General features: G+C 60.2%; 20 protein-coding genes. 15 read left to right on the top strand and 5 right to left on the bottom strand.

All coding sequences use genetic code 11. The features are described 5' to 3' along the window. Positions 1–45: 45 nt before the first annotated feature. The gene (locus tag A7X97_RS20410) at positions 46–606 is read right to left on the bottom strand and encodes a PadR family transcriptional regulator (RefSeq protein ID WP_072167692.1); all 561 of its coding nucleotides are present in this window, start codon (positions 604–606) and stop codon (positions 46–48) included. Positions 607–1,150: 544 nt separating this feature from the next. Between A7X97_RS20410 and aceE the strand changes: the two genes are divergently transcribed. The 4 genes from aceE to A7X97_RS20435 all read left to right on the top strand — a co-directional run bounded on the left by aceE (position 1,151) and on the right by A7X97_RS20435 (position 8,308). Further along, positions 1,151–3,838, top strand: a complete 2,688-nt coding sequence (aceE, locus tag A7X97_RS20415) for a pyruvate dehydrogenase (acetyl-transferring), homodimeric type (RefSeq protein WP_088496216.1) — start codon at positions 1,151–1,153, stop codon at positions 3,836–3,838. Positions 3,839–4,148: 310 nt separating this feature from the next. Continuing rightward, positions 4,149–5,123 carry a DNA cytosine methyltransferase gene (locus A7X97_RS20420; RefSeq protein WP_216358867.1) on the top strand — a complete coding sequence of 325 codons (975 nt, stop codon included), beginning with the start codon at positions 4,149–4,151 and terminating at the stop codon, positions 5,121–5,123. Continuing rightward, the gene (locus tag A7X97_RS20425; RefSeq protein ID WP_088496214.1) at positions 5,120–7,099 is read left to right on the top strand and encodes an ATP-binding protein; all 1,980 of its coding nucleotides are present in this window, start codon (positions 5,120–5,122) and stop codon (positions 7,097–7,099) included. The genes A7X97_RS20420 and A7X97_RS20425 overlap by 4 nt, the downstream gene beginning before the upstream one ends. 3 nt (positions 7,100–7,102) lie before the next feature. Next, entirely contained in the window at positions 7,103–8,308 is a 1,206-nt protein-coding gene (locus A7X97_RS20435; RefSeq protein WP_143592486.1) for a PP_RS20740 family protein, read from the top strand. Positions 8,309–8,476: 168 nt separating this feature from the next. Here the strand turns inward: A7X97_RS20435 and A7X97_RS20440 are convergent, their stop codons facing one another. After that, complete coding sequence (locus tag A7X97_RS20440) at positions 8,477–8,842, bottom strand: hypothetical protein (protein WP_088496211.1); 366 nt, start codon at positions 8,840–8,842, stop codon at positions 8,477–8,479. A gap of 486 nt (positions 8,843–9,328) precedes the next feature. Beyond that, positions 9,329–9,544: a hypothetical protein gene (locus A7X97_RS20445; RefSeq protein WP_088496210.1), complete on the bottom strand. Its 216-nt coding sequence runs from the start codon at positions 9,542–9,544 to the stop codon at positions 9,329–9,331. Between the two features lie 170 nt (positions 9,545–9,714). Here A7X97_RS20445 and A7X97_RS20450 point away from each other — a divergent pair, with 170 nt between their 5' ends. The 8 genes from A7X97_RS20450 (at position 9,715) to A7X97_RS20485 (ending at position 18,612) form a co-directional block, all read left to right on the top strand. Beyond that, complete coding sequence (locus A7X97_RS20450; RefSeq protein WP_088496209.1) at positions 9,715–10,359, top strand: DUF1629 domain-containing protein; 645 nt, start codon at positions 9,715–9,717, stop codon at positions 10,357–10,359. A gap of 98 nt (positions 10,360–10,457) precedes the next feature. Continuing rightward, positions 10,458–11,099 (top strand): DUF1629 domain-containing protein, encoded by a 642-nt coding sequence (locus tag A7X97_RS20455; protein WP_088496228.1) that lies wholly within the window; start codon positions 10,458–10,460, stop codon positions 11,097–11,099. Between the two features lie 87 nt (positions 11,100–11,186). Continuing rightward, a complete protein-coding gene (locus A7X97_RS20460) occupies positions 11,187–11,831 on the top strand; it encodes an imm11 family protein (protein WP_088496208.1) in 645 nt (214 codons plus the stop codon). Positions 11,832–12,206: 375 nt separating this feature from the next. Beyond that, positions 12,207–12,863, top strand: a complete 657-nt coding sequence (locus tag A7X97_RS20465) for a DUF1629 domain-containing protein (protein ID WP_088496207.1) — start codon at positions 12,207–12,209, stop codon at positions 12,861–12,863. Between the two features lie 104 nt (positions 12,864–12,967). Then, positions 12,968–13,612: an imm11 family protein gene (locus tag A7X97_RS20470; protein ID WP_245885088.1), complete on the top strand. Its 645-nt coding sequence runs from the start codon at positions 12,968–12,970 to the stop codon at positions 13,610–13,612. Between the two features lie 297 nt (positions 13,613–13,909). Next, the gene (locus tag A7X97_RS20475; RefSeq protein ID WP_088496206.1) at positions 13,910–14,551 is read left to right on the top strand and encodes a DUF1629 domain-containing protein; all 642 of its coding nucleotides are present in this window, start codon (positions 13,910–13,912) and stop codon (positions 14,549–14,551) included. A gap of 31 nt (positions 14,552–14,582) precedes the next feature. Next, positions 14,583–17,930: an XVIPCD domain-containing protein gene (locus tag A7X97_RS20480; protein ID WP_146260265.1), complete on the top strand. Its 3,348-nt coding sequence runs from the start codon at positions 14,583–14,585 to the stop codon at positions 17,928–17,930. Between the two features lie 7 nt (positions 17,931–17,937). Continuing rightward, positions 17,938–18,612 (top strand): hypothetical protein, encoded by a 675-nt coding sequence (locus A7X97_RS20485; RefSeq protein ID WP_143592484.1) that lies wholly within the window; start codon positions 17,938–17,940, stop codon positions 18,610–18,612. A gap of 79 nt (positions 18,613–18,691) precedes the next feature. Here A7X97_RS20485 and A7X97_RS21795 read toward each other — a convergent pair whose 3' ends face one another. Together A7X97_RS21795 and A7X97_RS20495 are read right to left on the bottom strand one after the other, a co-directional pair. Then, positions 18,692–19,513: a hypothetical protein gene (locus A7X97_RS21795; protein WP_143592483.1), complete on the bottom strand. Its 822-nt coding sequence runs from the start codon at positions 19,511–19,513 to the stop codon at positions 18,692–18,694. After that, positions 19,479–20,237 carry a hypothetical protein gene (locus A7X97_RS20495; RefSeq protein ID WP_245885089.1) on the bottom strand — a complete coding sequence of 253 codons (759 nt, stop codon included), beginning with the start codon at positions 20,235–20,237 and terminating at the stop codon, positions 19,479–19,481. Before A7X97_RS20495 ends, A7X97_RS21795 begins: the two co-directional genes overlap by 35 nt. 326 nt (positions 20,238–20,563) lie before the next feature. On the opposite strand from A7X97_RS20495, the gene A7X97_RS20500 reads away from it, so the two are divergent. From A7X97_RS20500 to A7X97_RS20510, 3 genes are read left to right on the top strand one after another with little or no spacing between them, the layout of a single operon-like run. Beyond that, positions 20,564–21,490, top strand: coding sequence for an XVIPCD domain-containing protein (locus tag A7X97_RS20500; protein ID WP_088496201.1), 927 nt, complete (start codon positions 20,564–20,566; stop codon positions 21,488–21,490). Next, positions 21,487–22,122: a hypothetical protein gene (locus tag A7X97_RS20505; protein ID WP_088496200.1), complete on the top strand. Its 636-nt coding sequence runs from the start codon at positions 21,487–21,489 to the stop codon at positions 22,120–22,122. The genes A7X97_RS20500 and A7X97_RS20505 overlap by 4 nt, the downstream gene beginning before the upstream one ends. Positions 22,123–22,124: 2 nt before the next feature. Next, complete coding sequence (locus A7X97_RS20510) at positions 22,125–23,138, top strand: XVIPCD domain-containing protein (RefSeq protein ID WP_088496199.1); 1,014 nt, start codon at positions 22,125–22,127, stop codon at positions 23,136–23,138. Positions 23,139–23,226 lie beyond the last annotated feature (88 nt).

Genomic DNA, 23,226 nt, shown 5'->3' on the forward strand with positions numbered 1-23,226 from the left:
AGGTGTCGCGCGGGGGCGCGCGGCGTAGGGGCGACCTGGCTGGATTCAGTCTGGCTGGGTCGTTGAAATCGGTGGTTGCTCGCTACCGGCCGTACCGTTGAGCAGGGCCGAGGCCCGCGTCAGCAGCGCCGCCACTTCGTCCGCCTCGCCCTCGGCCCAGCGGCCGTGGTGATGCACCAGCGCCCGCTTGAACTCGCGCAGGGCAGTGGCCAGCGGCGGCGGCAGCGAGGCCTTGGTGATCTCGCGGGCACGGTCGAAGGCACGTCGCTGCGCCAGGCGTACCTGGGTGCGCTGCACCTTCAGCTCGAACTCACCGGCAGCGGTGATGCGGAAGATCCGCTTGCCATCCACTTCCTCGGCCTCGATCCAGCCGGCCTGCTCGAAGCTGGCCAGCAGCGGGTACATGGTGCCGGCGCTGGGCGTGTAGGCCTGCATGAACTGGTTGCTGATCAGCTGCATCAGCTCGTAGCCATGGCGCGGCTGCTCGCCGATCAGGGCCAGCACCAGCAGGCGCAGGTCGCCGCGGCTGAGCACCCGCGGCTGGCCATTGCGACGTGGCACCGCTGAATCGGTGGAACGGGCTCTGGGAGAGGGGCTTCGGCTCATTTCGATATATCGGTAAACGAGTGTGCAAACGATATATCGATATGTCGAAAGCGACAACATCCGATCCGGCCACAAGCAGGTGCAATTTGGGCCACGGACCTTCGTGCGCACAGCAAAAGGGGCGCCCCCTGCGAGGCGCCCCGGCGATGCTGTGGAAGGGAGCAGGGCCATCGGGCCCATCACTCGCGACCCACCCTGGGCCCGCGACTGGCAGCGATCCAGAGGCAGGTGCGACATGTTGTCGCCGGTTCAGAACCGCTGCCCGGCGCCCACCTACGGCGGTGCCGGAGTTGCCCTACAACCGTCATCGGCAGCAGTAACACTGCGTCCTGCGCATGGGCGCAGCGGCCGCAAGCGACAGCCCGCGCCGCCGCCAAGGCCCGCCGCAGGGCCATCAGCGGGCCCGGCAAGCCCCTTGCGGACACTGGCCGGTTGCATCCATACGCCTGCGTAGCCAAGTGACGAAAGCCCTTGGTGCGCTACACTTTGCGGTCTAGAAATCTATACAACAGTCGCGCGCGTGCGTGCGGTTATGGGAGCGCTAATGAACTGGTTGAACGAGGTGCTGAACAACGACCCGAATCCTGTGGAAACCCAGGAGTGGATCGAGTCGTTGAAGGCCGTTATTGATGTCGAGGGCTCCGAGCGCGCGCATCAGCTGCTGGAAGGCATGGTGGAACTGACCCGTCGTTCGGGCGCCTACCTGCCGTTCTCTCCCACCACCGAATACGTCAATACCATCGAACCGCAGTTCGAGGCCAAGAGCCCGGGCAATGCCGAGCTGGAATGGCGCATCCGTTCCATCATCCGCTGGAACGCGATGGCCACCGTGGTGCGCGCCAACCGCAAGCCGGGTGACCTGGGCGGCCACATCGCCTCGTTCGCCTCCGGCGCCACCCTGTACGACGTGGGCTTCAACCACTTCTGGCGCGCCCCGAGCGAAAACCACCCGGGCGACCTGCTGTTCATCCAGGGCCACAGCGCCCCGGGCATCTACGCGCGTTCCTTCCTGGAAGGCCGCATCAGCGAAGAGCAGCTGGACAAGTTCCGCATGGAAGTGGACGGCGGTGGCCTGTCCTCGTACCCGCACCCGTGGCTGATGCCGGACTACTGGCAGACCCCGACCGTGTCGATGGGCCTGGGCCCGCTGGCCGCCATCTACCAGGCGCAGTTCATGCGCTACCTGGAAAACCGTGGCCTGATCGAGAAGTCCGACCGCAAGGTGTGGTGCTTCATCGGCGACGGCGAGAGCGACGAGCCGGAAACCCTGGGTGCCATCGCCCTGGCCGGCCGTGAAGGCCTGGACAACCTGATCTTCGTGGTGAACTGCAACCTGCAGCGCCTGGACGGCCCGGTGCGCGGCAACGGCAAGATCATCCAGGAACTGGAAGGCGTGTTCCGTGGCGGCGGCTGGAACGTGATCAAGCTGCTGTGGGGCGGTTACTGGGATGCCCTGCTGGCCAAGGACACCAACGGCGTCCTGAAGAAGCTGATGATGGAAACCGTCGACGGCGAATACCAGAACTGCAAGGCCTTCGGCGGCGCGTATACCCGCGAGCATTTCTTCGGCAAGTACCCGGAAACCGCCGCGATGGTCGCCGGCCTTTCCGACGACGACATCTGGCGCCTGAACCGTGGTGGCCACGACCCGCACAAGGTGTACGCCGCCTACCACCAGGCCGTGAACACCAAGGGCATGCCGACCGTCATCCTGGCCAAGACCGTGAAGGGTTATGGCATGGGCAGCGCCGGTGAAGCGCTGAACCCGACCCACCAGACCAAGAAGCTGGACGACGAAGCGGTGCGCCACTTCCGCGACCGCTTCAACATTCCGGTGACCGACGCGCAGCTGGCCGACGGCCAGGTGCCGTTCTACCACCCGGGCCCGGATTCGCCGGAAGTGCAGTACCTGCAGGAACGCCGTGCCGCGCTGGGTGGTTACCTGCCGCAGCGCCGCCGCAAGGCCGACAAGACCTTCGTGGCGCCGAAGTTGGAAGCGTACGAGCGCCTGCTGAAGAGCAGCGGCGAGCGCAGCTACTCCACCACCATGGCGTTCGTGCAGAGCCTGAACATCACTCTGCGTGACAAGGAACTGGGCCCGCACATCGTGCCGATCGTGGCCGACGAAGCCCGTACCTTCGGCATGGAAGGCCTGTTCCGCCAGATCGGCATCTACGCGCCGTTCGGCCAGAAGTACAAGCCGGTCGACGCCGACCAGCTGATGTTCTACCGCGAAGACCAGAGCGGCCAGGTGCTGCAGCAGGGCATCAGCGAGCCGGGTGCCATCAGCTCGTGGATGGCGGCCGGTACCAGCTACTCGGTCAGCAACGTGCCGATGCTGCCGTTCTACATCTACTACTCGATGTTCGGCTTCCAGCGCGTGGGCGACATCGCCTGGCAGGCCGCCGACATGCGTACCCGCGGCTTCCTGCTGGGTGGCACCGCCGGCCGCACCACGCTGAACGGTGAAGGCCTGCAGCACGAAGATGGCTTCAGCCACCTGGTGGCCGGTGGCATCCCGAACGTGCGCAGCTACGACCCGACCTTCGGCTTTGAAGTGACGGTGATCCTGCAGCACGGCACCAAGCGCATGATGGAAGACCAGGTGGACGAGTATTACTACGTCACCCTGATGAACGAGAACTACACCCACCCGGAAATGCCGGAAGGCGCGGCCGAAGGCATCGTCAAGGGCATGTACCTGCTGACCGACGCCGGCAAGCCGAAGAAGGGCGAGCTGCGCGTGCAGCTGCTGGGTTCGGGCACCATCCTGCGCGAAGCCATTGCTGCGGCCGAGCTGCTGGACAAGGACTTCGGCGTGACCGCCGATATCTGGAGCTGCCCGAGCTTCAACGAACTGCGTCGCGATGGTTTCGACGTGGAACGTGCCAACCGCCTGCATCCGGAAGGTGAGCAGCGCAAGGCCTACGTGACCCAGCTGCTGGAAGGCCGCCAGGGCCCGGCGATTGCCGCCACCGACTACGTGCGTGCGTATGCGGACCAGATCCGCGCGTTCGTGCCGATGTCGTACACCGTGCTGGGTACCGATGGTTTCGGCCGTTCGGATACGCGTGCGAACCTGCGCCGGTTCTTTGAGGTGGATCGGTACTACATCGCGCATGCCGCGATTGCGGCGCTGGCGAAGGAAGGGAAGATGACCGCGAAGGATGTGGCCCGGGCGATCAAGCAGTACAAGATTGATCCGGAGAAGGCTAATCCTGTTGGGGTTTGAAGTTCGGTAGGGGTTTCCAGAAGGCTGAGAGGCCAACTCTGGACTGCCTAGCAGCGTTCAACGGAAGGGCCGGGTCTAAGGGATCCGGCCCTTTCTGGTTGTCTCAGCCTCAGCATAAAGCGCGGGATCACAATCCAGCACGTGATATATAGTATCGCTCTAGTTGTGCGCGTCTGTCGCCTATGGCTGGAGAATGGAGGAATAGATGACACTTGATTCTCGCCAGGATTGCTCGGCGTCGACGGGGATGGTAGATGTGGGGCGTCCAACAGCAAACGGGGGTCCCACATGTGCGAAAAAGACTCAAATCGTGAGTCTGTTCAGTGGCGCTGGGGGGATGGACCTAGGTTTCCACCAGGCTGGATTTGAGTTGGCCGTAGCCATCGATGGATTCTCGGCGGCGATTGATAGCTATTCTTACAATTTCAAAAGCGCCCTGGCTCACGTGGGTGACCTAAACGAGATTGGTCCTGACGGCGTATTGGATCTCGTCCGGAAGCGGGTGCCTAAAGGGGGCTCAATCGGAGTTATCGGAGGTCCACCATGTCAGGGCTTTTCACGAGCCAACATTTCGGCAGAGACTGACGATCCGCGAAACAGCCTTCCAAAGCTCTATTTGGAGATAGTGAAGGCATTGCAGCGGGAGTACGTAGTTGAGTTCCTGGTGGTTGAAAATGTACTAGGCATTCGCGACAAAAAGCACGCTGCTACATATGCAGAATTGGTATCAGGCATTGACGAATCTGGTTTCAATGTCAATGAGTGGGTTCTATCTGCTACTGATTTTGGAGTCGCTCAAAGGCGGAGTAGAGTTATCCTTGTTGGGATGAATAAGCATCGTGGTTACGCAGTCCCGCGGGTGCAGCCTTCTCAAGGGGCGCTGACCGTTAGAGATGTTATCGGGCATCTTGCTGAGCCGGTTCTGTTCTCGAAAGGAGTCGACTGCAGTGATTTTCCTGAGCATGTGAATCACTGGACAATGCGACCCAAGTCGCATCGTTTCTCTCAGGTCGTGAGACCATCATCCAAGCGTAGGAGCTTCAAATGTCTGGACTGGCATAAGCCGAGCCCGACAATAGCATTTGGAAATAGAGAGATTCATGTTCATCCTGATGGTCACCGACGCATTAGCATCTACGAAGCTATGCTATTGCAGGGATTTCCAAAGCATTTTGTGCTAAAGGGAAATCTCTCTCAGCAAGTTACCCAGGTTTCAAATGCAGTGCCGCCTCCTCTTGCTAAGGGAGTGGCGGAGGCGATTTGCAGAGCAATGGAGAATACATGAAAGGGATAAATTCTTTGCCGGGCCAGGATAAGCCTGACCTGAGTGCGTCTATACGAGCCAGCACTGGTTCGGATAACTCTGTTGAGACGATCCTTAGGACTAGCGAAAGAGTAATTGCTAGAGTTACCGATGGGATATATAGACAGCCTTCCTCTGCAATCAGAGAGTTAATTTCAAATGCCTACGACGCTGATGCGAAGCGCGTTGTGGTGCATACGGACGCACCTCGTTTCGAAAGAATCGTTGTTGAGGACGATGGCCACGGCATGGCGCCAGAAGCGCTGGCGTATCTGATACAAAACATCGGTGGTAGCGCCAAGCGCAGGGGGGAGGGATCTGGGCTTGGGATGACGTCGTCCTCTGATCCTTCGCTTAGTCCTGGTGGACGCAAGTTGATCGGAAAGATCGGTATCGGTCTTTTTTCTGTAGCACAGCTCACTAACACATTTCAAATAATCACCAAGACTAAAGGCGATGGGTTTAGAACTGTTGCGTCTATTGTGATGCGGCAGTATTCAGACGAGCCGGGGAAGGCGGGTGATGACCAGGGGGAATTTGAGTCCGGCAAGGTTAGAATATGGCGAGAGGTTGCCCTGGATACTGAAAGTCAGGGGACTACTATCGTTCTGAGTAATATTAGGCGGCAAGCCCGGGATACGCTCAGAAGTGATGATATATGGTCGGTCATTGAGCAAAATGAGTCAGCACTCGAAGACGAGAAAGTTGAACTAGATCCTCCTAAGTATCATATCGGGCGCACCGACCGGTCCGGAGAAATGCTGAGGTCAGTTGAGGGTGAGACGTCAGCGCTGCCTTGGGGCTCAGCTGATCGGCCTGATGAGCGTTTTAGAAAACTTGTGAGTTGCGTCTGGCGAGAAGTGAGCGAGGGGAATTCGAACCCTAAGCTAGAAACCCTGTTTGACTATTATCTGAGGATGGTTTGGCAATTGTCTCTGGCCATTCCATTGCCTTATGTAGCTGGCCACCTGTTTGACGAGCCGGCGTCCGATTGGACTCGAAGTTTTCTTTTGTCCAATAGTCCGAAGGGTAAGGCCATAGAGGTGGAAGACGCCGGGGAAAGTTCAATTCGCGAACTTTTCGGACTTTGTTCTAGCGATACGGAGGATTTCGGAGTTGTATTTGATGGAATCGAGCTTTCTCATCCGCTTAAGTACCGGGATCTTCCAACGACGTCTTCTGCACTGAAGCAACCACTTGTCTTTGTGGGCAAGGTGTCGGAGCCGTTTTCGAAGGTCCCATTCGAGCTAAGTGGCGGTCCTTTGGAGTTTGAGGCATATCTATTCTGGTCCCCCAAGATTGCCCCCGTTGAGCATCAAGGTGCCTTGGTTAGAATCAATGGTGCGAGTGGCACTCTGTTCGATCCAACCTTCATGCGTTATCAGGTGCAAGAAATACAGCGATTGAAGCAGGTAACCTGCGAGATATTTGTTAAGTCCGGGTTGGATAGCGCGCTCAATATTGACCGTGAGTCATTCAATGTGGCTCATCCGCATGCAGTGTACATTACAAAATGGGTTCATAGTGCACTTCGTCAGCTTGCAACCGCTCAGAAGAGAGTTGCGGCGGAGGTGAGGGGGGGGGTTCGAGAAGTTAGAGAGAGAGAATCCCACTCTAGGGTCCAAGCCATCGCTGACCGCGTTTGGGATAAAAAGAATGTCGGGCGCGCGACTGAACCACCGGCTATTCTACTTTCAGATGGTTTTACACACGGCGAGGACGGGAAAGCCGACTACGTTTTCAGCCGAGCGGCAGTTCTATCTCCGGTCTTGGATGAGGCATTCGCCCCCAAGTCCACGATCGCCAAGTCCACGATCGAATCCAGGCTGGCAGAGGAAAAGGTTCGGGCAATTGCGCAAGTGCTTGCGGCGTTCGATCTGCTGGATGTGCTGTCCAAGCCTCAGCAAGAAGAGCTACTGAGGGCGATCTATCAAATTGTTGAGTCAGGGGGTAACTAACTCATGGATGAGCAACCATCAGGAATTGCTGACGACATATTTGATGGCAATTTTGACTACGAAGCGCCAGTACCAAGCCGGGAGAGAAAGTTCCTTCCATGGCACAGGCCAAGAAAGCAGTTCGTTCGGGATCGTCAGTGGGTGGGTGAGGTTGATCGTCTCTTGGACGATTCCCCGCTGCGTGACGGCAAGCCTCTGACCTATCTCGGGTTGCCTGGCAATGATCTGCTTGATCTGCGGCATTTTCACAGAAAGATTTGTAGCGTCCGACGCTGTGGCCTCTATTTTCTAGGTTTTAACTCCGCGGCCAGAAGTAATAAGGATGATGAGTTTGAAATGAACTTGTCTTTGGCTGAAGTTAAGAGTTTGGAGATGATTGACGAAAGGTCTGATGTAATTCTTGACGAGTTCTCTCTCTTGTCCAGAACGCAATCAGTGGCATACAGGCGTGCCCGTGATGTCGGCCCGTTTGATGTTATCAATCTGGATCTTTGCGACGGATTTGGTGTTCACCTACCCGGGCGAGAGAATGGAAGCTACTACGACTCGCTTTCTTCTCTGTTGGCTCTTCAGGCAAGATACGACCGGCCTTGGCTTCTGTTCTTAACTACAAGAGTTGATAAGGATAGCGTGAATGAGCGGACGCTTGAAAAGCTCATTGAAAAGTATCTCAACAACCTTAATGACAGTGAGCAGTTTGCGTCGAAATCTTCGGAACTGTTCGGAATTCTCGACGATCAGACGTTGAGGGAAAAGATGGAGGCCGAGCTGGGACACGTGCAGGTGTTCCTCACGGGGCTCGCAAAGTGGCTGATTTCCATGGCTCTTCAGGGGCGTCCCCCCACGTCTGTAAAATTGAAGAGTGCTATGGGTTACCAAGTTGCAAAAAAGTCCACTTGCGCAGATTTAGTATCTCTGGCATTCAGGTTCGACCCAGCTCATCAGGGGCTGCCCGATCCTTTGGGGCTCGCTAGTCATATAGAAGAGCAAATATCCGAGCCTGCTTTGGCGGTGAGCGCAATTCAGAGAGTCGCCGCCATGAAGGATGTTGACGGAATTCTTTCGGGCAACGCAGCGCTCCTTAGTGAGGTGACAAGTGATATGGCTGATCTTGTCCAGCTAGCAAGGTATGATCGAAACCAGTTTATGAGATGGGCGCTTGGGGGGGAGCCCAACGCCGACGATGTTGAGGTCACTCAGGTGGCATAAGCGTCGACTCGATTTGGTGCGGATTCAAGCGGGATCCGCACTTTTCGTTTTTGTGCAAAGAGATTATAAAAGTTGGCCGCAGATCTCCCTCTCACGGCAGGCATTATCCTACGCGCCTACGAATGGCATGCGAAGCGTGGCCGCACGGTTCCAGGTGGGGGGCGTCTATCAGTGGCCCTGCAACCGCTCAGCAACCTGCGCAGTCAACGCCACACACGCCATCTTCAACCCTTCCATCACCCGATCCCCCAGGTACTCCTCGGGCGGACCGTTCTGTCGAGTGCGCTCCGCAGCCAGCATCAGCTCCGCCACCACGCGCAGACCGGCCAGCGCGCAATCCGCATCCGCCAGCTGAAGACAACGCCCAGGCAGTTGATGCCGTTCCGGCCAAGGCTGGCCATCCGCAGCTGCACCAGATCCGATGCGGCGCAGCGTGGCGACGAAGGCGTTGGGATCGACGGACGGTTCGCGCTCGGGTTCGGCGTTGTCCGGATCGTACTGCGCGTGCAGGGAACGGAAGTCCGATGTGTTCATGGCAATGCTCCGTACAGGACAGACAGCAGCGCCACCGATAAAAGTGGCGGACGATGCGAGGCTCGAAAACCGGTCAACAACCAATCCGGCGGGTCCGAAGACCCCCACGCACCGCCCGCCATGGACCGCGAACGGATTGCCAGCCGGCGTCACACGAACGTGACGCCGGCTGGCAAGCGCAAACACATGGTTGTTGACCGGGTTTTCGACGCCCGTGCCACCCTGTGTGAGGTGGCATGCCAAGGTGTACTCGCATGGTTGCGAGATGCCAAGAAACCGTAGGCCGCAGAGACCGCAAATGCTGACGCTTACGGCATTGTTGCATGGCGCGCGCGTGGCAGAACCCTTGCGGTGCAGTGGTTTCGGCCGGTGTTAAGTTACCGCCCGAATGCGCATTGAAAAGCACGGTTTGCAGCTGTTCGGGATCCCAAAAGCGACACGTAGCCCACGGCGCCCATTCGCGCAGCGTGCCGATTGCGACACAACTTAACTTTGCAGCGCCACGCCCGGCCGAGGCCACAGCGCATCGTCGCGCTCCAGGTCGTAGTCGCTGCCGAACGCCAGTGCTGCTTCGCGAGGCGGAAGGTCTGCGTAGCAGCCCAGCAGGTACTCATCCATGCCAACATCGCGGTGGTCGATGGCGAACAGGTGAAGGAGCTCCTTGTCGAAGGCTTCCAGCCATGCGGGGTCGATCTTGGTCATGTCATCCTCCAGAGGGGAAAGGGAGGATGGCTGGAGCGCGTCTCAAGACACGGGACGCGAGCTTGACCAGGTTCCGAATCTCGCAGTGATCTGATTGCACGAGGTGGAAGGTCGGGGTAGAACGGGGCAGACTTGCTACGGCGCATCATAGCTAAAGAAGGCGAAAGAGCATGGAAGCATCGAAGTCGAACCAGCCTGCTCCTGGCAAGTACTTCCTCCTGATGCCTGATACCACGCGTGGGGGAAAGGGGCACGGCGTTGTGTTCGAGAACGCGAAGCGGCTGCGCATCCCGCCGCGCCTGATCCTGCGACCAGAAGAAGGGGGATTTCCCCCCATGGCGGAGAAGCCGCTGCTGGTCTACTCGGCAAAGAAGGGGAGCCTCCCAGAGGATCTGGAGGGGGGCATGAGCGGCTACTGGATGGTATCCGAACGATTACGCGACGCTCTTGTCTCTGTAGATCCAGTTGGCTTCGAGTTTGTAGAGTGTGACTACCGCCTTGCCGATGGATCCAAGGGCCCGCGGTACTTCCTATGCGATGTAACCCGTGAGCTCGATGCGGTGGACGAAGAAACCTCGGAACTTCGGATCATCGCTGACGCAGGCTATCGAGGTGGGAAGTTCTACGACCTAAGGGGCGGAGCCAGTCTGGCGTTCCGCAAGCAGGTCATCGGCCACGCCAGAATATTCCGGACGCCTTACTCGCGAAACCTCGTCTTCTGCGACAGAGAGCTCCGCGACGCTGTGTGGAACGCTGGAATCGGTGGGCCGCGCGTATCCCGGGGCCTCTTGTTCACCGACGCGGCCAGCATCTGAGTCAGAGCTCTGAGGATCGGACCCTTGGGCGCCTTCTGGATTCGCTTCAACTGCTTACGAGCGAATTCGATTCACATTCACATGGTGAGATGACAAGCATGGGATCAACCTCCACCCATCGGCCGCGCAAGGGCGAGTTCTTCAAGCTACGACCGGATGCTACCCGTAGAGGAAAGGGTCACGGGGTGGTCTTTGAAAACGAGGACGCGTTGCTTGCGACTCCCAGACTGATCCTGTTGCCCGAAGCCCGTGGCGTCCCCCCACTGCGTGAAGTCGCGCGCTTGGTCTATCAGGAGCGGCAGGGCGTCCCTCCACAGGATCTGGAAGGCGGGTTGAGCGGCTATTGGCTGGTCTCCGAGCGATTGCGCCAGGTCATGGAAGAGATAGACCCTGACGCGTTCGTTTTCGCTGATACCGACTATCGCTTGGAAGACGGTTCAAAGGGACCAACCTACTTCCTTTGCGACGTGGTCCGTACGCTGGACGCCTTGGATGAAGAAGCGTCCCAGCTCAACATCGTGATCAGCGATGAGTACGAGGCAGGGAAATATTACCGCCTGACCGGTGATATCCGGTTGGCGTTCAAACGCGAAGTGCTGGGTTCGGCTCACGTGTTCAGATTGCCGTTCCATGGCGGGGTATTCTGCGACCGAACGTTCAAAGATGCGGTGGAACCTGCCGGCATCGTCACGGCCAAGAGATCCAACGGGCTCTGGTTTGAAGATGTGGTGAACTGCTGAGTCGGTCCCACCGGCGCTAACCTCGCGACCTATGCTGCAAGTGTGCGGAGTGCGGTACATGCCTAAAATTGGGAGAGAAACAAGCACATGCCCTCGTCAAAACGTAATCAGCCTGTGCCTGGTGAATTCTATCTGCTGATGCCCGACACGACTCGAAGGGGAAGAGGGCATGGCGTTGAGATCGAGAATGAGGACGCACTGCTGACGCCTCCCAGGCTGATCATCCGCCCCGAAGAAGGCGGCTTTCCTCATCTGTCGCAGAGACCGCGTCTGGTGCTCGATCCAGAGCTGGGGGATCCACCGCAGGACCTCGAAGGAGGAATGAGTGGCTACTGGTTGGTATCAGAGCGCCTCAAGATGGCCTTCACCGAAATAGATCCCGTCGCCTTTGAGTTCGTGGAGTGTGATTACGTGCTTCCGGACGGCACAGAGGGCCCAACGTACCACCTGTGCGAGGTTGCTCGCGAGCTGGATGCGGTCGATGAGGAAGCATCGAAGTTCCGGGTCATCGTCGATGAGGGCTATCCGGGCGGGAAGTTCTACGACCTTCGTGGCGGAGCAAGCTTGGCATTCAAGAGGTACGTAATCGGGGACAGTCATGTCTTCAGGAGCCCGTACTCCGGCGATCTTGTCTACTGCGATCGCGTGTTCCGGGATGCCATACGCGCTGCGGGAATTGGAAGCGAGTGTGAAACGCGTGGCCTGAGGTTCAAGGACGCGGCCAATGTCTGACATGGCGCGCGTCAGTCCAAGCATAATCCGCATGTCAAAATTGAAGATGGCTGCGGCGCGTCTCATGGAACGGGATCGGTAGTCGAACTTAAGATGGATTTCACTTTTTGTGCGATTTCTTGCCGGTGCAGAACGGGCTAAAAAACAGCCATGCCTATTCAGTACTTGAGTTGAAGGCAGGGCGGTAAGAGGCAGGCCGCATCGGGACTTCAGAGCGCCCAGAGGAATTGGAGAGCAGCAGTAGTGCGCTATGTCGGCGGAGAGGACTTCAGGCTGTGAGCGCTCGGGCATGACTCGAGGAGGGCATGGAAGGTTGGCACCCTCTGATAAGCTCTTGGCACGCTTATTTAGATTGATTCTGAGGTGAGGCAAACAATGACTTCGAATCTGCCAAAGAAGGGCGAGTTCTTCGAGTTGCGCCCAGATGCCCGACGGCGCGGCAAAGGGCATGGCGTCGTTTTTGAGAACGAGTCTTCCCTGAAGACCCCTCCAAATTTCCTCTTGCGTCCCGATCAGGGGGGCTTCCCGCCTCTGCGCGAGACACCGCGTCTAGTGTATTACCCAAGTGAGGGGTGGCCACCGGAGGATCTTGAAGCTGGAATGAGCGGCTATTGGCTCGTTTCCGGGCGTCTCCGCGAGGTGATGGCGGCCGTGGACCCAGGTGCTTTTGCCTTCAGGGAGACTGACTATCGACTCGCTGATGGAGCAATGGGTGGCCCTTATTTCCTTTGCGATGTCATCAGAACCATTGATGCCTTGGATGAGGCAGCATCCCAGCTGAAGATCATCGTTAGTGACGACTATGAAGAGGGGAAGTACTACGACCTGACCGGCGACGCGCGTCTGGCATTCAAGCGGGAGGCCATCGTTGACGCTCACGTGTTCCGGCTCCCCTACTACGAGGGAGTCTTCTGCGACCACATCTTCAAGAACGCAGTAGAAGGTGCCGGCATCGTGACCGCCAGAACATGCAACGGGCTCTGGTTCGAAGACGTTGTGAACTGTTGGGCCAGACGGTCCTCCGAAGATTGAGTAGCACTGCGGTTTGGAGCCCAATCTTTAATGACAATGCGATCTCGATCTGTGCGTTCCGAACAATGTTTGCCTGAGCTCGCTGACGCCAGTGGATAACGAGAATGAATGAGGACGGCATGAATAGAGTTGCGCCCCCTAAAGGTCGCTTCTACGTGCTTAGCCCCGATATGGGTGCGCCTGGTCGTGGTCATGGGGTCGAATTGGACAATGAAGAGGAAATCCCTTGGCCGACCTACATGAGCGAGCCTTCTGAGGTGGGCGGGCTTGCATCACTCAGGGTTGTTCCCAAGCTTCGCTTCGATAGCCAAGTGGGTGATATGCCTTTGGATCTGCAAGGCGGATTCAACGGCTATTGGCTGATTTCTCAACCCCTGAAGGATGTAATGGAGAACATCGATGCCGAAGGCTTTGCCTTTGCGAAGTGTGCCTTTCAGCTCGAGGACGGTTCAGAAGGTGAGCCTCACTACTTGTGTGAGGTGATAAGAATTCTGGACGCGATTGACGAGAATGCATCGAGTGTGAAAATTCTGGATGGCTACCGGAACGGCAAGTACTACAGCCTCTCAGGTGGCGGCAAGTTGTCCTTCAAGGAAGCGGAAGTGGCTGATGCGCATGTATTCATGGATATCCATTCGGGCAGCCGTGTCTACTGTGACAGAGTGCTTCGCGACGCGCTCATCGAGCATGGATTTGGAATGGTGATCAATCCGCGCGGCGTGTGGATTGAAGACGCTGCAGGCTACTAGTTAAACAGCACTTTTCGCCCTCTTGGGAACGGAATCCTATGCCCGCAGAAAGCGTAATTCTACAAAGTCATCATGTCTTTGAGCAGGTGGTGTTCAGGGATCATCCTCTCGTCAAGAGGCTTGTCGAGGCGGGATACCTGGCTAAGGATGAATCGCTCAATCATCTCTACCTTCCGTCTGGAGGTGGGCTCGCGGAGGACCTCGACACCTCTCCACATCCTCGCTGTCAGGTCCAAGTGTGATCGATGTAAGCTCTCTCACAGATCGTATTTGCAAGAAGCCCAAAGGAAAACGACGATGGAACCGATGGCAATCAATGGGCCTGAATCGGGAAGATTCTTCCTGTTTGCGCCGGACTTGGAAAGCAATCGTCCTTTCAGAGGAGCGATCTTCGAGAACGTTCAGGCGCTGCTGTCGCCACCGCGGATAATCCTCAGGCCAGAGAACGGTGGATTTCCCGAGCTCCGGGAGAAGCCCCGAATTGTGTTCGATGCTTCTCAGGGGCCTGCGCCGCGGGATCTGGAGGGTGGCTTCAGTGGGTACTGGCTGGTCTCGGAGCGACTCCAGAGCGTAATGAACGCGCTGGATCCAGGCGCCTTTGCATTCGCCGAATGTGATGTTCGCTTTGCAGATGGCGCGCGGGGGCCACGCCACTTTCTGTGTGACGTAGTGAGAGAGCTGGACGCAGTGGACGAGGATCGTTCACGGCTGGATATCGAGATTGACGATGACTTCGTCAATGGCAAGTTCTACTCGATTGCAGGCGGGGCCAGCTTGGCCTTCAAGAACGATGCACTGGCAGGAGCGCATGTCTTCCTCACACCGTTCAGCACGTTCGTGATCGCTGATCGTAGGTTTGTGGATGCTGTGCATGCTGCTGGAGTGCCGGATGATCCGGAGTTGAGTGGAATATCTTTTATTGATGCATCAGATATCTGATTAAGTGCGGCTGCACGGAAGGAGCCTCCAGATGCCTCGAGTCGTTCCCATTTTTCAGCAGCATCACGCCATCGAGCAACAGACGCTTGGCAATAGTCGCTTGCTCAAGGCTCTGGCTGATGCGGGTCGCTTCAACATCGATGCCGATCAGAACCTGATCAATATGCCCCACGACAAGGCGCTCGCGCAGGCCTTGGGGGTGTCACCTCACAACGGCGGACCGATTCGTGAGTATCGAATCGGATTGGAGGCCAATCTCGCCCGCCTCGAGAGAAGCCGGGATGGCCAAGCAGCGCTGGCTGGCGACCTGGAGGCAATGGATCGCATCGCTGCCAAAGTTCATCGGTTGAGCGACATTTCACAGGTCGGCTTGGCCAACGGAGATCTGCGGACGAACACTGCTTTAGGACAAAGCACCGATCAGGCACGTGCCCAGACGAGGGAGTTCTACAGGAGGCCCGAGGAGTACGCCCAGCAGTACTCTGGACAGCTGGAGCACCACCAGCAGTCTTCCGTTCTTTCCAGGCAATGGAGCGCCGTCACACCCAACGAGAGCCGCGTTGTATACACGCTCCAGCACTTTCAAGGATCCGGACAGCCGCTGATACGTGGCGGCAACATCGAGCTGCAGCGTAACGGATTGTCGAATGCTATCGCTGATGCCCATCAAGCCGGGCGTCTCCAGATGTCTCCGGGCGGCGTTCTTGTAGTTGAGTCTGTTCTTGGTGAAGAGGCCGCGTCACGCCTTCGTGCTCCGGTCGGGCAACGCGGCGGAGTTACCCTGGACCTCCTCCTCGGCGAAGCCTCCACCAGCCAACTGATCCGCTCCGGCGGCCTGCTCGCCTCCGGCGCCGACGCTGTCATCACCGCCCGCCGCACCTCGCAACTGCTGGAAGAAGGCAACGGCACGGCCGCCCAGTCCGAGCTCACCCACGCTCTGGCACGCAACGGCGGTGGCTGGATCGGCGGCATGGCCACCGCATCACTGATCGGCACGTCGAGTTTCGTCCCTGCGGCCATCGTCGCGGGCGATGCGCTGCTGATGAGCAAGGCGTTCGACAAGGGTGCCGATCTGCTCGACAACCGCGCCATCTACCAGCAGACCGACAAGGCCGATGTCACATGGCAGTTCAATGGCCTCAACTGGCAGCGCCAGGCGGTCATGGACAGCGCGGGCGACGGCCTGGGCAATCCGGCTGAGCGCAGTGTGGGTGCCAGTTACGAGAAGGCCCGCGAGCTGGGTGCGTACGCCCACGTAAAGGCGGTAGAGCTGGCGCTGGGCAGGGCGCCGCCGCCGCAGGATCCTTTCAGCATCCCGGCGAAGGCTGGCGAGAGCCGTCTGGACAACCCCAACTGGCACCGCGATGCGCAGACCGAACAGTGGACGCGGCAGGTCAAGATCAGCGTGTCCGGTGCCAACGACCGGGGGGTGTATGAGACGCAGACCGCCAGCCCCGAACGCGCCAACGAGTTGAATCGTGAGGCGGTGCAACGCATCGAGAGCAACATCGCCAACGGCAAGGCCGCGATTGCCGCCAGCTATCTGGAGACTTACGTCGCTACCCGCGCCAGCGACTTCGTGCCGCTGGTGCCGGAGGCGGTGGAGCAGGCCCGTGCCAGGCCCGACGCCATCCGGGGCTCGGACAACCAGCTCTACCAGCGCGATGAAGCAGGGCAGTGGAGCCATGCGGGCCAGATCGCGCAGGGGAACATGGCGCTGGAGCTGGAGCTGACCCGCACCATCCAGCAGCCGTCGCTCGATCAGTTCAACCAGACTATTGCCGCATTGGAATCGCGGCCGCTGCCGTCTGCGGCGGAGGTGAACCAGAACGAGCTGCGCCACAGCTACTACGCTGCGGGCATCGCGCTGACCCCAGTGTGGGAGCAGGCCATTGCGCTGGCCACGACGCGCACGCGCGAGCAGCGCGGCATTACGGGTCCCACGCTGCAGGAACTGGGGCCTGTAGCCGAGGGCAACGCGGGCGCCTCTCGGCCCATCACCCATTACCAGGTAGGCCAGGATGGCGTGGCGCGCGCCGTCGCGACCACCAGCACGCAGGAGCTGCAGGCCGCATGGAATGAGATGCGCGCGCGTGCCAATGAGCAGGCACCGTTGCCCGACTCGCCCGAGCTACGCATTGCAGCGCTGTCGGCGAGTGAGCAGGAGGTGTACCGGCAGGCAATGCAGGAGGCAAATCGGCTAGGTGCTGCGCAGTTGGATGCGGGGCAGGCTGCACGAGCGGCCGCGCAGGTGGCACATGGCGACAAGCCATCGGAGCAGGGCGGGAACGTGGAAGTGCGGCCGGAAGAGCTGGCGACTGCGCAGTCCGTCGTTTCTGCGGCGGTTGCGGCAGCGCCGCCAGCGATAACGGTCACGCCACCGCCTACGCCTGCCCCACAGCACAAGCCCGAGCTTCAGCGGCAGGCCGAGCAGCGTGATCCGCCGCGGCGTGAGGCGGAGCCCCAACCTCAGCCCCATCCAAACAGCGAGGCGCCCACCGATAGCCGCACGGTCTCACAGACACCGGAGCCGGCTGGGCCGATGCAGGCGCACCCGGCCGCACTTGAGCGCGCGACGCCACATGCCGCCGCGCCTTTGGATGCGGCAACGCAGGCGATGCCAACGCAGCGCACAGAGCAGGCATCGGAGCCGGAGCAGATGGCCCCGGTGCCTGCGGTCGCTCCCACTCCAAAGCAGGACATGGCAGTGCAGGACGCTGAGCCGGTGCCGTTCAAGGAGCCGCTGCCTGCTGAACCTGCGCGCGATCCGTGGCCTATGGCGCAGGAAGCGGCACAACACGTGCCGGAGCCCGAACCGACTCCATCGGATGACCTCCAGCCCGTCACTGCGGCTGTCACTGTTCCTGCCGCGCCCACGATTGCACCAAGCCCTGAGCCAGCCGAACCCGCACCGGATGAGGCATCGGGCCCGAACCGGGCGCTGCAGGACCCCACGCAGCCCGGCCACCCCGATCACGCGCTGTATCAGCAGATCCGTGAGGGCGTGGAAGCGCTGGACGCCAAGCACGGTCGCAGCTTCGATGAAGTCAGCGAGCGGATGACTGCCAGCCTTCTCGTACTGGCCAAGGACAACGACCTGGAGCGGGTGGACCATGTGCTGGTGAGCAACGCTACGCGCGAACACCCGGCCGGGCACACGCTGTTCGTGGTGCAGGGCGAGCCCAGCAATCCGGCACACCAGCGCGCTGCGATGCCGACCGAGCTGGCGGCGCAGACATCGGTGGAGGAATCACTGCAGCAGTTCGATGCAGTCAGCCGTGAAGCGCACCAGCGTGCGCTTGCCAATCAAATGGACCAGCAGCTGGAAGACCAGCGGGTGCAGCACGAGATACAGATTCGTGCGGCGAGCGGGGGATGAGTAGGGCATGCACTGCACTGGCGACCTGGACGGAGGACTGAAGATGACGCCACATGGAATGCGCCGGATATGCATGCTCGCAGCACTACTCGTTCTTCTGGCTACCGCGTGCCGGCCCGATGCGGCTCGCGACGAAGGCTCGATAGCAGAGGCCCATCGTCCGGATCTGGTGCCGCTTGTGCGAGCCATGCCCACCTCGTCAATGGATGCACCATTGACGGTCGAGTTCGATGTGGCTGCTCCCAGCAAAAATTCCTCTCCAACGCTCATGATCGGCATTCGCGTTGACCGCACGGATAACACCGCGGCTTTTGGGGCACTGGCCGATGTTCGGGCGTCCGGGTTCCAGGCGAAGGTTTCCATGCAGCGCCTGGAATCGAGTGGATGGAAGGACGTGCCCTTGCACCGGCTCGAATGGGTCATTGGGGAACCTGCCAGAACAATTCCCATCCCCGCCGATGGTCGAGTGACAAATGCGTGGCTGGACGATGTTGACGTGCTGGCGCTGCAGAATGCTGGGCTGGAACGACCCGATGATAACTATGCACAGCTGGCCTTCGCATGGGCACGCAATCCGTCGCCGGGCCGATACCGGGTTGAAGTGCAACTGCACTCCCCTCTGCCACAGCTTGAGCCGTACCAGCCGGAACTCCTGGTTGCTTACTTGCGCAGGCCCAAGTAAGGCAGCCTCGCCACCGCCGGTACGCTGAGTGTCACGGGTAAGTCAGCTCGGCATTCTGCCGATAGAGGGGGGATCGTATTCATCTGTCTCCCCCTCCGAACTGGACCGCGTAGACGCAGGTTCTCGCTGTATCACCTTCATCGGAACGATAGGTCAACAGGCTGGTATCCATACCCTGGTTACCACCGGTGATGGGGCGCCGGTACTGCCTGATGCCCCCTCTCTGAAATGGCACTTCTGCTCCGGTTCTGTATCCGAGGGCTTCGAGCGCTCGTCCGGCACTTTCGGCTTCCCAGTAGCACACGCCATTCGGAGCATCTGTCACTGGCTGCTTGCCCAGCTGATAGAAGATCACCTCTTGGTTGGGGAACTCACGTGCCGACTCAACCGATAGAGAAGTAACCCCATAGTTATAGCCGTCCGTTGTTGTCAGGTCCTTCGCGATGTGCCTGATGCTGACCTTTTCGTCTGGCACGAATGACACACCGATCGCCGTGCCGAACTTGTCCGGACTGATGTCCGCTCTTGACCTGAGCGAATCCGCGTAGGCGAGAATGCGTTTTTGCAGCTCGGCCATGGAGATGCGGGCAGGCTGCGTATCTGCGGCAGCGGCACGTTCATTGACGGCAGACGTATCCGTCGATCGGGCACATGCAGATGTTAGCGTGAGCAAGGCCGACAGTCCGGAAATTGCCCCAATGCGAGCTGCGCGCGGCATAGCTCGACGTAGCTGCGGCCGAAGCAATTTGGTCATGATGGCGGAGAGCAAAGCCGAAGCCTCTTTCGTTGTGATGCCCATCGGTGAGTCCCTGACGGTGTTGAAGGTACTGTGCGACCCGAATGAAGAGCGCCCGGACCTCCATCGTTCACGGCTGAACGCGATATCGTTCCAGAAGATCATGAACGCTGGTTTCCAGGCGCTGCCAGTCGCTCAGCATGACGCGTGCATAGTTCATCTCGATGGCGATGCTGTCGCCCACATCCACGATGGAATGGCGGCACATTGCGATCTGGCCTTCTCCGGCGCGTTCAAGTGTCTTGCCCTGAATCGTGAGCCCGTCAGGAATGCGGTCTGCCGGGTCGCAGCTGATGAACGTTGTCAGTTGCCCCTCCGCCGAGCGGGCCACATACCAGTCTGGTTCCATCCCTGGGTTGTGCACGTAAGGCCTGCCCAGCGCAGCCTCCGAATCCTTTGCATAGGCTGCCATCAACGATGGGTCGATCGCATACGGCGTCAAACCCCAGCGTTCGGGTTGTGCAACGCGCAGCGCGAGGTTCTCTACCGGGTCCCTCCGCTCCAGTGATCGCGGCGCGCTGGTGGCTTCACTACTGGACCGACGCGCCAGATAGTTCTGGATGGGAACGCGATCGATGTATCTAAGCTCGACCAGCACCTGCCGCCGGCTGTCCTGCGTGCTGCGCACCGGGCGATCACCGGGGGGCGCTGCATCGAAATCCGGCCAGAACACCGTGAGCATGACGCCTCCATCGGCCAGGGGGCCCGTCTGGTTGTAGTAGAGGTTGGCCGGGAACATGAATCGGTGCGGGCCAAGCCGAGCTTCCACCGGCTGCGTCGTGTAGGTCTGTCCGCCCACCGTACGTGGGCTGGTTGCGGTTTCGGACATGGGGGTTCCGTTCGGGTCCTTTTCCGTGGATGGGGCCTTCGCGCAGGCGGTGGTGCTCAACACGGCCACCAGGGCGAAGGAGGCAAGCCGGCAAGCCGGTGCTCTGCTCATGGGCGATTCCCTTGCATGATCGAAACGACTATAGAACGGTGGAATGGCAAGCTCCAGTCGCTGCCGGGACCTTGCTCGCGCCCGGGTCCATTACTGCATGCTGGCTCACATATTCAGCAAGTCGCGATCGACGCCTTCTATCCCTCCACCTACCCCCGATCCCACCTATGCCATCATCCGCCCAGGACCGCAGTACCCATCAAGGCTGAACAGGCATGGAGCAGGCAACACGCTACACCGTAACCCTTTATCTGGCCGCGCCCGGCACCCCGCTGAAAAGTGGGGGCATCTCGCCGCGCGGCCACATGTACCTGCAGGTCGCTGCGGGCGACGAGGCTCACAGCTACGGTTTCGCGCCGCCGCGCCAGGCGCCGGGCGAATCCCCCACCGGCGCGCAGTACGCGCAGGTGCGCCACGACGATGCCGACGAGCATCTGGACCCGTACTACAGCCGCACCCTGGAAATCACCGAAGAACACTATGGCTGCCTGCGCGACTTCGCCGAGGAACCGGCCGAGTTCGAATTCGATGTGGACCGCCCGGCCACCATCAACCGCTGCAGCGATTTCGTCTGGGCGGCCCTGCACTACGCCGGCCTGCATCCGCTGCCGGCGCCGTTGGATGGCAGCAGCAACCTGGGCGAGTTCGCGGTGCTGTTCAACCTGCCGGAGATCCAGTGCATCGCCGCGCCGTTCCCGGGCAGCGACCTGAATGCCGAAACCCATCATGCGATGCCCGAGCGCGAGGCCGAGCATCATCGCCAGGGCGACCGTGCCAGCGATGAGCCGCCGCCGACGCCGATTGAAGTGGCCGGTACGCTGCTGGACCCTTCGCACCCCGACCATCGCCTGTTCTCGCAGCTGATCCAGAAAGTAGCCGAGCTGGATGCCGCGCACGGGCGCCCGTTCGATGCGGCCAGCCAGCGCATCAGCGCCAGCCTGCTGGTGCTGGCCAAGCAGAACAACCTCTCGCGCGTGGACCACGTGCTGCTCAGCCGGCCGACCCAGAACAGCCATGCCGCCGAAAGCATCTTCATCGTGCAGGGCGACCGCAACGACCCAGGGCACCGCCGCGCCAGCATCGCCACCGAGGTGGCGGCCAAGACCGATGTGGCCGATTCGCTGCGGTTGAAGGAGCAATGACGCGGCCACTGCGGCGGGGGCTGGTGGTACTGGCGGTGCTGGGCGCGCTGACGGCATGCCGTGCGTCACCTGCGCCTGAGGTTGCGCCGCCCCTGCTGACGCGCGCACAGGCCGAGGCCCGCACGGTTGTGCCGTTCACGCGGGCCGTGCAGTTGCAGAAGGCCGGTCGGATTGCCGAGGTCACGTTTGATTTGCCGGCGCCCCAGAAGCCGGCCATTCCGATCCTGAACATCGGGTTGCGGCTGCAGGATACCGATGCCCGACGGCTGCTGGATGCTTCGGAGAAGATCACGCTGGGACGGCTGCCAACGCGGCTGCGCCTGGAGCGTACTGATGGCGGTGCACCTGGTCCTGTGCAGCTCTGGCAGCGTACTCGCGATGGACGCGATTCTCAGAAAATCGGGGAGGATGGCGTGGTAACAGACCTGACGACGGGGAGCGTGGACATCAACAGCTTGGCCGAGGCCGGGTTGTACTCTGAAGAGGTGCTCTATCGCACGTTGCAGTTGGCGCAGGTCGGAGGCATTGCACCCGGACGCTACGTTCTGCGGGTGGACCTTGTGGAGGATCGGCCCCGGCTGGAAGGCCTGAAAGCAGAACTGATCGTTGGCTACCAATCACTAGGAAAGTAGACATGCACAAGGACGATGCCGAACGCTACAGCGTAACCATTCATCTGGCGGCCCCCGGCACGCCGCGCTACGGCCGTGATGCTGAGGGAAACAGGTTTCTGCTGGAGCCATCGTTCGCGGGGCACATGTTCCTGTCGCTGCGCCGTTCGGGTGAACCCTTGCCGGAGAGCGTGGGTTTCACCCACGCAGGCACCAAGGACGAGCCGAACAGGGGCAAAGTCGATGACATGGATGTGTTGGTCTACGACAAACCCCGCTTCGAGCGCACGATCGAGATCAGCAAGGCGCAGTACGACCGCATCCTCGAGTTCTCGGCAGACCCGAAGAAGCACGGCTTCGACATGGAATACGACTTCTTCTCCAACGCCTGCACCGATTTCGCTTGGGGTGCCCTGAACCACGCTGGGCTGCGCCCGGTCGGGCTGGCCGGGGAGATCACCAACTACGAGGGCGCTACCAGGGTCCTGGACAACATCCGCGCGGTCAACGCCATTCCGCAGCAGGTGAAGGGCAGCGAGCTGGACAAGGTGCAGTGGAACCCGATGCCGAAGCAGACCTTCCGCGAGTGGATGTTCACCGAGAACGGCGAGCAGTGGCGCGGCAACAGTACGCTCGCGGCAAGCGGCACGCCCGCAGACCCTGCGCACGACGATCATGCCCGCCTCAACCAGATCCACCAGCAGGTGGCCGACCTCGGCGCTTTCGGGGCGCGCAACGGCAATGTCAGTGCCAGCCTGCTCGCGCTGTCGAAGGAGCAGCAGTTCTCGCGCGTGGACGAGGTGGTGCTGGGCGAGCAGCGCGGTGATACCGCACCGCAGCTGTTCATCGTGCAGGGGGACCGCAGTGACCCGGCACACCAGCGCGCCAGCATGCCGGCGGAGGTGGCTGCGCAGGCACCGGTGGAGGCCTCGTTCGATCGGGTCGCGCAGTTGCAGCAGAATGAGCCGCAGCGAGACGCGCAGCGCCTGCAGGAGGAGCAGCAGCTTCAGCAGAGCCACGGCCCACGGATGGCATAGCGGCGGGCGCAGCATCGAGGTCGAGCGTTGGCCATGCCCGCGACGGCGCACGCCACGCCCCCCACCTGCTACCATTCCCCCGCATCCC

The sequence above is a fragment of the Stenotrophomonas sepilia genome (assembly GCF_003244875.1).
GTDB lineage: Bacteria > Pseudomonadota > Gammaproteobacteria > Xanthomonadales > Xanthomonadaceae > Stenotrophomonas > Stenotrophomonas sepilia.

Coding starts and splice junctions, on each gene's coding strand:
- A7X97_RS20465 (WP_088496207.1), top strand. CDS start 12,207: ATGACTTCGAATCTGCCAAAGAAGGGCGAGTTCTTCGAGTTGCGCCCA.
- A7X97_RS20500 (WP_088496201.1), top strand. CDS start 20,564: ATGGAGCAGGCAACACGCTACACCGTAACCCTTTATCTGGCCGCGCCC.
- A7X97_RS20495 (WP_245885089.1), bottom strand. CDS start 20,237: ATGTCCGAAACCGCAACCAGCCCACGTACGGTGGGCGGACAGACCTAC.
- aceE (WP_088496216.1), top strand. CDS start 1,151: ATGAACTGGTTGAACGAGGTGCTGAACAACGACCCGAATCCTGTGGAA.
- A7X97_RS20460 (WP_088496208.1), top strand. CDS start 11,187: ATGCCCTCGTCAAAACGTAATCAGCCTGTGCCTGGTGAATTCTATCTG.
- A7X97_RS20480 (WP_146260265.1), top strand. CDS start 14,583: ATGCCTCGAGTCGTTCCCATTTTTCAGCAGCATCACGCCATCGAGCAA.
- A7X97_RS20435 (WP_143592486.1), top strand. CDS start 7,103: ATGGATGAGCAACCATCAGGAATTGCTGACGACATATTTGATGGCAAT.
- A7X97_RS20425 (WP_088496214.1), top strand. CDS start 5,120: ATGAAAGGGATAAATTCTTTGCCGGGCCAGGATAAGCCTGACCTGAGT.
- A7X97_RS20470 (WP_245885088.1), top strand. CDS start 12,968: ATGAATGAGGACGGCATGAATAGAGTTGCGCCCCCTAAAGGTCGCTTC.
- A7X97_RS20510 (WP_088496199.1), top strand. CDS start 22,125: ATGCACAAGGACGATGCCGAACGCTACAGCGTAACCATTCATCTGGCG.
- A7X97_RS20485 (WP_143592484.1), top strand. CDS start 17,938: ATGCACTGCACTGGCGACCTGGACGGAGGACTGAAGATGACGCCACAT.
- A7X97_RS20445 (WP_088496210.1), bottom strand. CDS start 9,544: ATGACCAAGATCGACCCCGCATGGCTGGAAGCCTTCGACAAGGAGCTC.
- A7X97_RS20440 (WP_088496211.1), bottom strand. CDS start 8,842: ATGAACACATCGGACTTCCGTTCCCTGCACGCGCAGTACGATCCGGAC.
- A7X97_RS20450 (WP_088496209.1), top strand. CDS start 9,715: ATGGAAGCATCGAAGTCGAACCAGCCTGCTCCTGGCAAGTACTTCCTC.
- A7X97_RS20455 (WP_088496228.1), top strand. CDS start 10,458: ATGGGATCAACCTCCACCCATCGGCCGCGCAAGGGCGAGTTCTTCAAG.
- A7X97_RS20410 (WP_072167692.1), bottom strand. CDS start 606: ATGAGCCGAAGCCCCTCTCCCAGAGCCCGTTCCACCGATTCAGCGGTG.
- A7X97_RS20505 (WP_088496200.1), top strand. CDS start 21,487: ATGACGCGGCCACTGCGGCGGGGGCTGGTGGTACTGGCGGTGCTGGGC.
- A7X97_RS21795 (WP_143592483.1), bottom strand. CDS start 19,513: ATGATCTTCTGGAACGATATCGCGTTCAGCCGTGAACGATGGAGGTCC.
- A7X97_RS20475 (WP_088496206.1), top strand. CDS start 13,910: ATGGAACCGATGGCAATCAATGGGCCTGAATCGGGAAGATTCTTCCTG.